Origin of the sequence: Acidimicrobium ferrooxidans DSM 10331 (genome assembly GCF_000023265.1) — a bacterium.
GTDB lineage: Bacteria > Actinomycetota > Acidimicrobiia > Acidimicrobiales > Acidimicrobiaceae > Acidimicrobium > Acidimicrobium ferrooxidans.
In genome coordinates this window covers 1,780,013-1,792,566 of record NC_013124.1, presented here as the reverse complement: position 1 = coordinate 1,792,566, position 12,554 = coordinate 1,780,013, and the positions used below count along the sequence as shown (strand labels likewise).

At 67.8% G+C, this 12,554-nt stretch carries 12 protein-coding genes; all 12 read left to right on the top strand.

The window, feature by feature from the left end; all coding sequences use genetic code 11:
* Positions 1-47: 47 nt before the first annotated feature.
* The 12 genes from AFER_RS08825 to coaBC all read left to right on the top strand — a co-directional run bounded on the left by AFER_RS08825 (position 48) and on the right by coaBC (position 12,532).
* On the top strand, positions 48-815 hold the full coding sequence (locus AFER_RS08825) for a hypothetical protein (RefSeq protein ID WP_015799100.1): 768 nt from the start codon (positions 48-50) through the stop codon (positions 813-815).
* Between the two features lie 450 nt (positions 816-1,265).
* The gene (gene pyrR, locus AFER_RS08820) at positions 1,266-1,775 is read left to right on the top strand and encodes a bifunctional pyr operon transcriptional regulator/uracil phosphoribosyltransferase PyrR (RefSeq protein WP_015799098.1); all 510 of its coding nucleotides are present in this window, start codon (positions 1,266-1,268) and stop codon (positions 1,773-1,775) included.
* The gene (locus AFER_RS08815) at positions 1,772-2,704 is read left to right on the top strand and encodes an aspartate carbamoyltransferase catalytic subunit (protein ID WP_015799097.1); all 933 of its coding nucleotides are present in this window, start codon (positions 1,772-1,774) and stop codon (positions 2,702-2,704) included. The genes pyrR and AFER_RS08815 overlap by 4 nt, the downstream gene beginning before the upstream one ends.
* Complete coding sequence (locus AFER_RS08810; protein ID WP_015799096.1) at positions 2,692-4,023, top strand: dihydroorotase; 1,332 nt, start codon at positions 2,692-2,694, stop codon at positions 4,021-4,023. The genes AFER_RS08815 and AFER_RS08810 overlap by 13 nt, the downstream gene beginning before the upstream one ends.
* Positions 4,010-5,155: a glutamine-hydrolyzing carbamoyl-phosphate synthase small subunit gene (gene carA / locus AFER_RS08805; protein WP_015799095.1), complete on the top strand. Its 1,146-nt coding sequence runs from the start codon at positions 4,010-4,012 to the stop codon at positions 5,153-5,155. Before AFER_RS08810 ends, carA begins: the two co-directional genes overlap by 14 nt.
* Complete coding sequence (gene carB / locus AFER_RS08800) at positions 5,148-8,450, top strand: carbamoyl-phosphate synthase large subunit (protein ID WP_015799094.1); 3,303 nt, start codon at positions 5,148-5,150, stop codon at positions 8,448-8,450. Before carA ends, carB begins: the two co-directional genes overlap by 8 nt.
* Positions 8,451-9,380: a tRNA-dihydrouridine synthase gene (locus AFER_RS08795; RefSeq protein ID WP_015799093.1), complete on the top strand. Its 930-nt coding sequence runs from the start codon at positions 8,451-8,453 to the stop codon at positions 9,378-9,380.
* Positions 9,377-10,078: an orotidine-5'-phosphate decarboxylase gene (gene pyrF, locus AFER_RS08790; RefSeq protein ID WP_015799092.1), complete on the top strand. Its 702-nt coding sequence runs from the start codon at positions 9,377-9,379 to the stop codon at positions 10,076-10,078. Before AFER_RS08795 ends, pyrF begins: the two co-directional genes overlap by 4 nt.
* A gap of 58 nt (positions 10,079-10,136) precedes the next feature.
* A complete protein-coding gene (mihF, locus tag AFER_RS08785) occupies positions 10,137-10,457 on the top strand; it encodes an integration host factor, actinobacterial type (RefSeq protein ID WP_015799091.1) in 321 nt (106 codons plus the stop codon).
* Positions 10,412-10,996, top strand: coding sequence for a hypothetical protein (locus tag AFER_RS08780; protein WP_083769381.1), 585 nt, complete (start codon positions 10,412-10,414; stop codon positions 10,994-10,996). Before mihF ends, AFER_RS08780 begins: the two co-directional genes overlap by 46 nt.
* 44 nt (positions 10,997-11,040) lie before the next feature.
* Positions 11,041-11,325 (top strand): DNA-directed RNA polymerase subunit omega, encoded by a 285-nt coding sequence (gene rpoZ, locus AFER_RS08775; RefSeq protein ID WP_015799089.1) that lies wholly within the window; start codon positions 11,041-11,043, stop codon positions 11,323-11,325.
* 4 nt (positions 11,326-11,329) lie between these two features.
* Positions 11,330-12,532 carry a bifunctional phosphopantothenoylcysteine decarboxylase/phosphopantothenate--cysteine ligase CoaBC gene (gene coaBC / locus AFER_RS08770; protein ID WP_015799088.1) on the top strand — a complete coding sequence of 401 codons (1,203 nt, stop codon included), beginning with the start codon at positions 11,330-11,332 and terminating at the stop codon, positions 12,530-12,532.
* Positions 12,533-12,554: the final 22 nt, after the last annotated feature.

Below are 12,554 nucleotides of genomic sequence, written 5' to 3'. Positions count from 1 at the left end.
GCAGAGGGTCGTCGTCGGGCGAGGAGTTGTCGCAAGGGGGTGCTGGCGTGATCGGTAACGTTGTTGCGGCGCTCCTCAGCGTGGGGGTCGTCGCCGTTGGGGCTGCTCTGATTCGACGCGGTCGCGTTTCGATGTGGCGTCGAGTGGGTTGGGTCGTCGTGGCGCTCGGTCTGGTGGCGAATCCGCTCCTCATGGTGGCGTCCGCGGCTGTGGTCGCGGTGCATGCACTGGTGAGCATTGTGGTCCTGGCGGTGCCGCTCGCGCTCTTTTGGCACGAGTTGACGCAGTCGGACGAGCCGCTCGCTGGGCGTGGGCCGCTCGTCGCGTGGGCGGTGCGATGGGTCTGGCTGGTTGCCGTCGCCGATGACCTGTTGGTCGTGGGTCAGTTCGAGGGTTTCTGGCAGTCATGGATCCACGCCGTGCCGGTCGTCGGTACGGCGACGTTGCTTGCCCAAGGGACTGCAGGAGCACTGTCAATGGCGGTGCTGATGGGAGACGGCAGGCCCCAGATCACCCACATCCGTCAAGTCATCGTCGCGTGGACCTCGGCCATGGTGATCATGGGCGTGGGTATCGCGATGGGCCTCGCACCGGGCACCTGGTACGGCTACCTGGTCCATCAGGATGGGATTCTTGGCGCGATGACCGACCAGCAGATCGCGGCGGCGATCTTGGTGATCGGCGGTGGGGCCGTGTGGTTCGTGCTCGGGGCGCAGAAGATGAAGCTGTGGTTGGACGCCGAGGAACGGGACGGGCTCAAGGGGCGTCTCACTGGTGGTGTGCGGATCGGTCGTTCGGTGCGACGGCGCCCGTAGATCGGCCGGTGGTTCGCTGCCGTGGGTCGGTAGAGTTGTTCCTGTAGTGCTCCTGGTAGTGGTCGCCCGAGCTGGTCTCGTCGCGATACAGTAGGAGCGTCATGGGTCTTTCGTGTTGGGGCTGACGACAACAAGAGGGAGTGTCAATGTTCGCAAGTGTCACCGGATACTCAGCAGCGGCTGACATGACGTTCGCGATTCCGATCGGGATCTTCGCAGCGTCGTTGGTGTTCGGATTTTTCGCTCGGCGGCGGCTCGGTAGCCGCCGGTAGGGTCCGGCTGATCTCGCTGGTTCGCTGACGATGGCGGGGGGCGTGAAGCTCCCCGCCATCGATCGTTCTCGGGCGCGCGTGTGAGGTTCGTCCGTCCGTGCCGCGGCGAGAGCCGACACGCTAGGCTCGTCGTGGTAGCCGTTAAGGACGGTCCTGTGAGGCCGAAACGGAGGTTGCGATGCGTCGGCGGCGTGTGTTGGACGCTGACGACATCGTTCGTTCACTGCGTCGGATGGCGCATGAGGTCGTCGAGGCGACGCGCGGTGGAGCGGATCTCGTGGTCGTGGCGATCGCCGACGGCGGTGTCCCGGTTGCTCGTGGCCTCGTCGACACGTTGGAGTCGATTCGCTCCGTAGCGGTACCGTTGGTCGTCGTGGATCCGACGCAGTTCCGCGACGATGCGGAGCCGGCAGGTGATCCGAGATGGTTGCCGCCGATCAAGGTCGAGGGACGGACCGTTGTCCTCGTCGACGATGTGGTCTTCACTGGGCGTACGGCGAGAGCGGCCCTTGAGGCCGTCTTGCGTGCGGGCCGAGCGCAGCGTGTGCTGCTCGCGGTGCTCGTCGATCGGGGACATCGAGAGCTGCCGATTCGGCCCGACATCGTGGGTCGGAACCTGCCGACAGCGCGTAACGAGTACGTGGTTGTCGATGCGGCCGGTGTGTGGATCGAGGCGGAAGGGCGATGAGCGCAACGTTCCTGGGGGTCGAGCAGCTCGATGCGGGGCGCCTTGGCGTGCTGGGCGCGCGTGTCGACGAGCTCGTTCATGGCGCGGCGGCGTCGCGGTGTCTGGAGGGGCGACGGGTTGCGTTGCTGTTCCTGGAGCCGTCGACGCGTACGGCGCTGTCGTTCGAGGCTGCAATCGATCGGCTCGGCGGGCGGACCGTCCGCATCGATCCGGAGAGCAGCTCGCTCGTCAAGGATGAGAGTCTTCGCGACACGTTGCGCGTGCTGGCTGCGCAGGGGACGAGTGGCGTGGTCGTGCGGGCTCCGTGGGTTGGTACGGCCGACGTGGTAGCCAGATTCTTCGATGGCATCGTCGTCAACGCTGGCGACGGTGTCGGTCAGCATCCGACGCAGGCGCTCCAAGACGTCTGCGTCCTTGCTCGGACTCGGGGCGGGCGTGCGGATGCGTTTGGCGCGCTTGAGGGGTGTCGGGTGGCGATCGTGGGTGATCTGCGCCACTCGCGCGTCGCGCGTTCGGTAGGGCGGCTTCTCGCTTCGGTGGGGGCGGAGGTGGTCGGCGTCGCTCCCCGTGAGTGGTCGTTGGATCCGAAGGCCCTTGGTGCCGTGGGCGTCACGGATGGAATCGATGACGTCCTCGACGAGGTCGACGTCTTCTACATGCTCCGTATCCAGCACGAGCGCGTGGGAGCGAACGAGCGCGTGGATCTGTCGGGCTATCGGGCGAGGTTTCAGCTGAGCGGGCATCGCCTGGAGCGTGCGCGGCCCGATGCCGTGGTGCTCCATCCCGGGCCCGTCAATCGGGGGGTCGAATTGGACGATATCGTGCTCTCGTCCCCTCGGATGCTCGATGGCCTGCAGTACGCCTACGGTGTGCCCACTCGGGTCGCCGTTCTCGAAGCGCTCGCCGAGGAGGCAGGGTGGGGATTGTAGTCACAGGCGCAGAGGTCCTCGTCGACGGGAGCCTCCAACGGGTGCCGATACGGATCGATGAGGCACGGATTGCCGGATTCGAGGGTCCCGAGCGCGGCGACCGGGTGATCGAGGCTCCCGGGGCCGTCGTGGCCCCCGCCTTCACCGACCTGCACGCCCACCTCCGGTGGCCGGGTGGTGAGGTGGCCGACACGCCGGAGGACATCGCCATCCAGGCGCTGCGTGGGGGCTTTACGACGGTGGTTGCCATGGCGAACACGGTCCCCGCGATCGACCGTGTCGAGCGATGGCGCGCAGCAACTGATCGCTTTGCGGCGCTCCCGGTCGAGGTCGTGCAGGCGGCGTCGGCGACGATGGAGCGTGCAGGAGATCATGCCGTCGACGTCGAGAGCCTGGCGAAGGCCGGTGTTCGCATCATCTCCGATGACGGTGACCCCCTCTGGCGTGCCGACGTCGCGGTCGCGGTCCTCGAGGCCGCCGCGAGCACGGGGGTCGTCGTGGCGCAGCATGCGACCATCCCGGAACTGAGCCGCGGCGTCATGAACGCCGGAGCGCTGGCGGACCGTCTCGGCTACGACGGTGTTCCGGAGGTTGCGGAAGTTGCACTGGTCGCGCGCGACGTCGCTCTCGTTCGTGCGACCGGTGCGCGCTACCACCTCCAGCATGTGAGCGCCCGCGAGAGCGTCAATGTTGTGCGTGCGGCGCAGCGAGAGGGCTTGGCGGTGACGTCCGAAATCACGCCGCATCACCTCGGCCTCGAGGAGTCAGAACTCCTGAGCCACGACGCGCGCTTTCGCGTGAACCCACCGCTGCGTACGCGTGCGACGCGTATGGCACTGCTCGAAGCGCTCCTCGGAGGCGCGTTCGACGCGATCGCCACGGATCACGCCCCGCATCCGGAGCGAGCGAAGACGGTGCCGGTCCAGCTGGCAGCACCCGGCATGCTCGGTCTCGTCGAGGCGTTCCCTGCGACCTGGACCGCCGTGCTCGACCAGCTCGTGCTCCGTGGCTCGATCGAGGATGCGCGGCCAGAGAGCTCTGAGCACCTTGGCGACGAGGCGCGGCGCGCCCTCGTGCGTGTCCTCGAGGCGTTGGCGATCGGCCCGGCCCGCGTGCTCGGTCGTTCGCGCGAGCTGCGACGAGGCGAGCTGGCGGATGTCGTCGTGATCGATCCCTGTGGGAGAACCATCGGCGGCGGCGACGGGGCGTACCGGTCGACGAATTCGCCATGGGCGACGAGGGAGTTGGTCGGGTCGATCCGCTGGGTCGTGCGCCGAGGTCAGGTGGTTGTCGAGGAAGGCCGCTATGTGGGTGCGTGAGGAGTCGGTACAGCGAATACCGGCGTGGTTGGTGCTGCGCTCGGGTGCGAGGTTCCGTGGCGCTGTGGTCATCCCCGCCGGTGTCGAGCCGCTCCTCGATGACGTCGAGGCCGAAGTGGTCTTCAACACCGCGATGAGCGGCTACGTCGAGGCCATCACCGATCCGTCCTACTACGGCCAGATGGTGTGCTTCACCACGGCCCACCTCGGAACCTACGGCGTCCGCAGGGCCGACGTGCAAAGCGTCCGGCCGTGGGTGAGTGCGGTCTTGGCGCCGAGGTACTCGGTGGTGGCGTCGAACCATGCGGCCGACACCACCCTCGCGGCGTGGCTCTGGGAGGCACGCGTCCCACTCTTCGTCGACTTCGACTCGAGGCGACTCGTTCGCCTGGTGCGGGCCGCTGGCGCCGAACCAGGCATCATCACGACCGGTGATCCGGACGCGGCCGCCGAGCGAGTTCGGGTCGCCGTCGGTACCGAAGGGCGAGATCTCGTGCGCGCGGTCACCCGTCGCGAACCTCGCGAGCTCGAGCCCTTGGGTCACGCGCGCTCCAGTCGACCGATCGTGGCCATCGATTTCGGGGTGAAGGAGCGGATGCTCGAGACCCTGCGTGGCCCATGGCGGCTCGTCGTCGTCCCGGCGACCATACGACTCGAAGAGCTCGAGAAGCTCGACCCGCTCGCGGTGTTCCTGTCGAACGGGCCTGGAGACCCTGCCGCACTGACGGGTCCCATCGAGCTCGTTCGGTCCTTGCTCGGTGTGGTGCCGATCGCCGGGATCTGCCTCGGGCACCAGCTCCTCGCCCTCGCGGCCGGAGCCGAGACGATCAAGCTGCCGTTCGGCCACCACGGATCGAATCATCCCGTTCGCCTGGAGGAGACCGGCCGCGTCGCGATCACCGCCCAGAATCACTCGTACGCGGTCGACGAGGCGTCGCTCGGCCGGCTCGACACGCCGGCCGAGGTGACCCGGCGCAACCTGTTCGACGGGGTCGTCGAGGGACTGCGGTTGCCGGCACTTGGCGCCGTGAGCGTCCAGTACCATCCGGAGGCCGCCCCCGGTCCGCTCGAGCAGTCGTCGGAGATCCATGACGAGCTGCTGTCACTGCTCGGTGGAGGTTCGCATGCCTAGGGATCCGAAGGTGGAGTCGGTGCTCGTCATCGGGTCTGGTCCCATCGTCATCGGCCAGGCCAGCGAGTTCGACTACTCCGGCGTACAGGCGTGCCGGGTCCTTCGAGAGGAAGGGCTCCGCGTCATTTTGGCGAACTCGAATCCAGCGACGATCATGACCGATCCCGAGTTCGCCGACGCGACCTACATCGAGCCCCTGACGCTCGAGGTGCTCGAGCGCATCATCGAGGCCGAACGGCCTGATGCGGTGCTCCCGACGCTCGGCGGCCAGACGGCGCTGAATCTCGCGATGGAGCTGGATGCGTCTGGTGTGCTCGAGCGAAGTGGGGTGCGGATGCTCGGGGCGCGACCGGCCTCGATCGAGCTCGCGGAGAACCGCGATGCATTCCGCCAGCTGCTCATGAGCATCGACGAGCAGCTGGCGGTGCGCGGGCGGCTCGTGCGGTCCCTCGAGGAGGGAAGGGACGTCGCCGACGAGCTCGGTTACCCGCTCATGCTGCGACCCTCGTACATCCTCGGCGGAGCCGGAACCGGGATCGCGACCGACCCCAGCTCCTTCGAGGCGATGCTGCGGGCCGGTCTCATCGCCTCGCCGGTCGGCGAGGTGTTGGTCGAGGAGTCGATCGCCGGTTGGAAGGAGTTCGAGCTCGAGGTCATGCGCGACGCGAATGACAACTGCGTCGTCGTGTGTTCGATCGAGAACGTCGACCCGATGGGGGTTCACACTGGTGACTCGATCACCGTTGCTCCTGCACAGACGCTGACGGATCTCGAGTACCAGCGCATGCGGTCGCTCTCGTTCGAGATCCTCCGACGCGTGGGTGTCGAGACGGGCGGCTCGAACGTGCAGTTCGCTGTGGAGCCGACCAGCGGCCGCATGGTCGTGGTCGAGATGAACCCCCGTGTGTCGCGCTCGAGCGCGCTGGCATCGAAGGCCACCGGGTTCCCGATCGCCAAGATCGCGACACGCTTGGCGATCGGCTACACGCTCGACGAGATCATGAACGACATCACGGGTGTCACGCCAGCCAGTTTCGAGCCGGCACTCGATTACGTGGTGGTCAAGGTGCCGCGCTGGGTCTTCGAGAAGTTCGAAGGTGCCGAGGGTATTCTCGGGACGCGGATGCAGTCGGTCGGGGAGACCATGGCGATCGGCCGTAGTTTCGCCGAGGCGCTGCAGAAGGCGCTCCGCGGTATCGAGCGGTCGCGGGGAGGGTTCGGCGCCGATCCGGCCGAGGTCACCTGGCAGGCGTACTCCGATGACGCCCTGGCCACGCTCGTCGCTGTGCCGACCGAGCAGCGAGTCTTCGCCGTTGGCGAGGCACTCCGGCGCGGTTGGAGCATCGAGCGCGTTGCCGAGCTGAGCCGGATCGACCCGTGGTTCATCGGGGAAATGGCGGGCATCGTCGCGCGTGCAGCCGACATCCGTGGCCGCGATCTCGCCTCACTCGGTGCCGACGAACTGCTCGATCTGAAGCGATGGGGCTTCTCGGATCTCCAACTCGCGTGGCTGCTCGGTGTGGACGAGACGGCGGTTCGCGAGCATCGGCACACCGTAGGGGTGCGCGCTGTCTACAAGGCGGTCGACACCTGCGCTGGCGAGTTCCCAGCACGCACGCCGTACTACTACGGGACCTACGAGGAGGAGAGCGAGACCGTCGGATCGAATCGGCCAAGTGTGATCATCATCGGCGCTGGCCCGAATCGCATCGGCCAGGGCATCGAGTTCGACTACTGCTGCGTCCATGCAGCATTCGCGCTTCGTGAGGCCGGTGTCGATGCGATCATGGTCAACTCGAACCCGGAGACGGTCTCGACCGACTACGACACCTCCTCGCGCCTGTACGTGGAGCCCTTGGTGACCGAACACGTGCTCGACGTGATCGCCGAGGAACAGCGTCTCGGCTCACTCCAGGGTGTCATCGTGTCGCTCGGAGGCCAGACACCACTCAAGCTGGCTCGAGACATCGATCCGTCGCTGGTCCTCGGCACTTCGCCGGACTCGATCGACGTCGCGGAGGACCGCCGGCGTTGGTCTGCCCTGTGCGAGCGCCTCGGCATCCGCCAGCCCCCGGGCGGCACCGTGACCTCGCTCGCCGAAGCGGAGGCGGTGGTCGCTGCGATCGGCCTGCCCGTGTTGGTGCGCCCGAGCTATGTGCTCGGCGGGCGAGCCATGGAGATCGTCTACTCGGAGGACGAGCTGCGCAGCGCGTTCTCTCGGCTCGTCGATCTGGCGGCCGAGGGCGCGATCTCGCAGGACCGACCGATCCTGATCGATCGCTTCCTCGAAGGTGCGATCGAGGTCGACGTCGACGCGGTTCGCGATCGCGAGGGCGCGTGCTGGATCGGTGCGGTCATGGAGCACGTCGAGGAGGCTGGCGTTCACTCGGGTGACTCGGCGTGCACGATCCCGCCGGTCTCACTTGCTCCCGCCCTCGTCGCAGAGATCGAGGCCCAGACGCGTGCGATCGCGGACGCACTCGATGTGGTCGGGCTCATCAACGTACAGTTCGCCGTGGCGGACGGCACGGTGTTCGTCATCGAGGCCAATCCGCGTGCGTCGCGGACGGTTCCGTTCGTCGCCAAGGCGACGGGTGTCGCGCTCGTCAAGATCGCCACGCGTCTCATGCTGGGATCGACCCTGCGTGATCTCGAACGAGAGGGCCTCTTCGTGCCTCGCCGCGTCACCAGTTACGTCGCGGTGAAGGAGGCGGTCCTCCCGTTCGGCAGGTTCCGCGGGGCCGACAGCATCCTCGGGCCCGAGATGCGCTCGACCGGTGAGGTGATGGGGATCGATCGCACGATGCCGATGGCGTTCGCCAAGGCACAACTCGCCGCCGGTACGCGTCTTCCCCAGCAGGGCACGGTCCTCGTGACCGTCGCCGATCGCGACAAGGAGGCGCTCGTCCCGATCGCCGAGCGACTGGTGGCCCACGGGTTCGACCTTGCTGCGACCGAGGGGACCGCCTCCTGGCTTCAGGCTCACGGCGTCCCTGTTGCGCGCCTCGTCGCGAAGGTCACCGAGGAAGAGGATCTCGGCGAGCGTGCTGCGCCGGAGGGTTTCGTCGATGCCGTACGGCTGGTGCGCTCCGGCGAGGTTGCGCTCATCATCAACACGCCGAGAGGGAGTGGCCCGCGGCGAGACGGTTACCGCATCCGCACGGCAGCGCTCGAAGCCAAGATCCCGTTGATCACGACGCTGGAGGCCGCTCGCGCGGCTGTGGCAGCGGTCGAGGCGCTCGCACGTCAGCCGCTGACCGTGCGGCCGCTGCAGGCCTATCACGAGGAAACCTGAGTGGCGGACCTCTCGGTTGCACGCGGTCGGCTCGTCTTGGCGAACCCCATCCTCACGGCGGCCGGGTGTGGCGGTTACGGCACGGAGCTCGCGGCTGCTGTGGCTCTGGAGCGACTCGGTGCCCACGTCGTCAAGTCGCTGACGACCGTTGCCACCGAGGGCAATCCAGCGCCTCGCCTCGCTCCGGTACCGGGTGGCATGGTGAACTCGGTCGGGTTGGCGGGTCCAGGCATCGACCGATGGCTGGCTGAGACGTGGCCCTCCTTGGCCGACGCCAGGATCCCGGTCGCCCTCAGCGTCTGGGGACGTCAGCCGCGCGACTACGGGGAGACCGTTCGGCGCGCTGCTCGGATCGCGCCATCGCTGGTCTACATCGAACTCAACCTGTCGTGCCCGAATCTCGAGGCCGACCGGGCGTTGTTCGCGCACGATCCCAACGCCACCGCTCGCGTGGTGGGCGCGGTGCGCGACGAGGTTGCGACCCCGATCCTCGTGAAGCTCTCGGCGAATACGGATCGCATCGTCGACGTGGCGCACGCCGCGGTGGCTGCCGGCGCCGACGGACTCGTCGCGATCAACACCCTCTTTGCGCAGTGGTACGACGACGGTCGTGAGGCCCTCGGCACGGCGCGAGGGGGCGGCTTGTCGGGCCGCGCTGTGCAGCCGATCGCGCTTCGGGCGGTCGCAGATCTGCGTGCGGCGTTGCCGACCGTCCCGATCATCGGCGTCGGCGGGGTCGCGACCGCCGACGACGTCGAGCGCTTCGTTCGTGCTGGAGCCGATGCCGTCCAGATCGGCACCGCGCTCTTTGTCGACCCACGACGTCCCGTCCTCGTGCTCGCCGAGATCGAACGTCGGCTCGCGCGCAGCGGCGTCGACAGCTGGGACCGCTACGCAAGGGCGCTTCGGCGTCAAGGAGGGAGTGGATGATGCAGGCTCAGGCGCTTCGGGAGCGCTTCGCTCTGGCGCTCGATCGCGACGATGCCGTCGAGGCCCAACGGCTGGCACTGTCGTTGCGAGAGTGGTTCTCCATCGCCAAGGTGGGGCTCGAGCTCTACGCCGCCGCCGGTCCGACGGTGCTGTCGGCCCTTGCCGACCAAGGATTCCGGATCTTCGCGGACCTCAAGCTCCACGACATCCCGACAACCGTGCATCGCGCGAGCCGGGTGTTGGGGTCCTTTGGCGTCGCACTCGTCACCTTGCACGTTGCAGGAGGTGAGGCCATGCTCCGCGCTGGCGTGGAGGGCCTCCTCGAGGGGGCTGAACGTGTCGGTGCTCCGACACCGATCGCGCTCGGTGTGCTGTCGCTGACGTCGCAGGCTCCGCTCGACCTCTCCGAGTTGGAGCGCCGGATGGACGTCGCCGTACGCTCGGGCTGTCAGGGCGTGGTCGTCGGCGCCGATCACCTGCGAACCGTCGCCGAGCGCTGGCCGGAGCTCGTTCGCGTCGTGCCAGGGATCCGGGAGCCATCGGGTGCCCAGCACGATCAGCGGCAGGTCGTCACGCCACGAGCGGCGCTCGAGGCAGGTGCCGACGTGCTGGTGGTTGGACGTGCGGTGACCGAGGCGAGTGACCCGGTCGAGGTGGCCGCCAGGCTGTTCGCAGCGGCGACGGGAGAGGCCTCGTAGGCAACATTCAGGCGAAATCGAGCCCTAGACGGCCAGAAGCTCTGCTAGGTTGCGCTGTATGCCATTGCCACCATCGCTCAGCCCTGAGCAGCGTCAAGCTGCGCTCCAGAAGGCTGCAGAAGCCCGTCGAGCCCGCGCCGAGATCAAGGAGCGCCTGAAGATGGGCTCGCTCAGTCTCGCGCAGCTCCTGGAGCGAGCGGAGTCGGACGAGATCGTCGGCAAGATGAAGGTCCTGTCGGTCCTCGAGTCGTTGCCGGGCATCGGCAAGGTCAAGGCTCGCCGCATCATGGCGGAGGTCGGGGTCGCCGACAGCCGCCGCGTCCAGGGTCTTGGATCGGTGCAGCGTCAGCGCCTGCTCGAGGAGACCAAGGGCCACTGATCGTCGTCATCTGCGGCCCCGGCGGGGTCGGCAAGGGTACGATCGCTCGTCGGCTCGCTGGGTCGCTGCCATCGGCCCACCTCGCCAGATCGTGGACGACGAGGCCTCGTCGTCCCGGTGAGGGGGACGAGGCGTACGAGTTCGTCTCGCGCGAGGACTTCGAGTCGGCTATCGACCAGGGCATGTTCGTCGAGTGGGCGTCGTTCAATGGGCGCTTGTACGGCACCCCGCGCTCGGAGCTCGAGCGCGGGGATCCGACCATCCTCGAGATCGATGTCCAGGGTGCCAGGAGTGTGCGCATGCTGGAGCTCGAGGCGGCGATCATCGGTGTGGTGCCGCCGAGCTTCCACGAACTGGAGCGTCGCATGCGCGCTCGAGGCGACGACGACGCGCACGTCGAGTCCCGTCTCGCCATCGCGGCGAACGAGGTGGAGGCGATGATCGGCCTCGCCGACCATATCGTGGTCAACGATCGCCTCGAGCGGGCCATCGATGAAGTGGCCGGGATCGTCCGCGGCGCAGCCCTTCGGCCCGAGTAGTCGGCTCGAGCAGGTAGGCTCCGAGGTCCGTCGAGGAGGTTGTGGTGGCTGAAGCCGGGCGTTCGCTCCTGAACCCGCCCATCGAGGAGCTGCTCGAGCACACGGGCTCGAAGTTCGTTCTGATTACCTTGGCCGCGCGGCGTGCCCGCCAGATCAACGACTACCGCACCCATCTCGGTGAAGGGCTGGGCGCGATGATTCCGCCGCAGGTGGAGTCGGACGTCGCGAAGCCATTGTCGCTGGCGTTCGAGGAGATCGCTGCCGGCATGATCGTTCCGGATGTCGTGGCCGAGGACGTGACCGAGTTGGTCGAGGACGAAGCGGAGTAACGGCGTGACGCGACGCGTGCTGTGCGTCGTTGGCGGTGGAGTCGGAGCGTTCAAGGCGCTCGAGCTGATCCGGCTGCTGATCGATGCGGGGCACGACGTCGAGGTCATCCAGACGGCCGCCGCTCGGGAGTTTGTTGGTGCCGCGTCGCTGTCGGCGATCGCCGGACGCATGGTGAACGACGATCTCTTCGGTCGTGAGCCATCGGTCCACACGCGCTTGGCGTCGTGGGCCGAGCGCATCATCGTGTACCCGGCGACCGCGGACCTCATGGCCAAGGTCGCCGCCGGGATCGCGGACGACGTTGCGCTGGTGACGCTGCTCGCGAGCAGCGCGCCGAGAGCGCTCGCACCAGCGATGCACACCCAGATGTGGTCGTCGCCAGCGACCCAACGCTCGGTAGCGACACTGCGCACCGACGGCGCCGTGCTCGTCGGACCGACGACCGGTCGGCTTGCGGGAGGCGATCGAGGGCTCGGACGCCTTGTCGATCCGTGGTGGATGTCGCTCTGGCTCGAGCTGCTCGAGGCGGCACCTGAGCTCGATCTCGCCGGCTGGAAGGTGCTCGTCTCGGCAGGCGGCACACGGGAGCCGATCGATCCGGTTCGTGTCGTGGCCAACCGCTCGTCTGGTCGCCAGGGGCGAGCGATCGCTGCGGTGGCGGCGCTCGCTGGAGCGACGGTGACGTTGGTGACGACCGAGGATGCCGGTCCGGTCGGCGAGCTCGTCGAGGTGGTGCGGGTGGAGCGAGCCGAGGAGCTCCTCGCTGCGATGCGCGAGCGCCAGCCGTCGGCGGACGTCGTCGTGCAGGCGGCTGCGGTGGCGGACTTTGCTCCGGTGGCGACGGCGTCTTCCAAGATCAAGCGGGCCGGCCGTTCGTCTCTGACGATCGAACTCGGACCGACACCCGACGTGTTGGGTGAGCTCAGCGCTCATCGCGAGCCGCACCAAATCATCGTTGGGTTCGCCGCCGAGACGGGTGATCCGCGCACCGAGGTGGAGCGCAAGCGGGCAGCCCGCGACGTCGACATCATGGTTGGCAACGACGTGTCCCGTGCGGACGCCGGCTTCGCGGTGGCGACCAATGAGGTCGTGCTGCTCGACCGAGACGGCCGTTGGGGCGAGCTGGCGTTGGCGTCGAAGGAGCAGATCGCTGCGGGCATTCTCGCGCACGCCGTCGCGTACGCGCGATCGCATCGGCTCCACTAGGTTGTTCGAGCGCCCTCGAAGG

Excerpts from the sequence above, each read along its gene's own strand:
- pyrR (WP_015799098.1), top strand. The coding sequence starts at position 1,266 with ATGCGTCGGCGGCGTGTGTTGGACGCTGACGACATCGTTCGTTCACTG.
- AFER_RS08815 (WP_015799097.1), top strand. The coding sequence starts at position 1,772 with ATGAGCGCAACGTTCCTGGGGGTCGAGCAGCTCGATGCGGGGCGCCTT.
- carA (WP_015799095.1), top strand. The coding sequence starts at position 4,010 with ATGTGGGTGCGTGAGGAGTCGGTACAGCGAATACCGGCGTGGTTGGTG.
- carB (WP_015799094.1), top strand. The coding sequence starts at position 5,148 with ATGCCTAGGGATCCGAAGGTGGAGTCGGTGCTCGTCATCGGGTCTGGT.
- pyrF (WP_015799092.1), top strand. The coding sequence starts at position 9,377 with ATGATGCAGGCTCAGGCGCTTCGGGAGCGCTTCGCTCTGGCGCTCGAT.
- mihF (WP_015799091.1), top strand. The coding sequence starts at position 10,137 with ATGCCATTGCCACCATCGCTCAGCCCTGAGCAGCGTCAAGCTGCGCTC.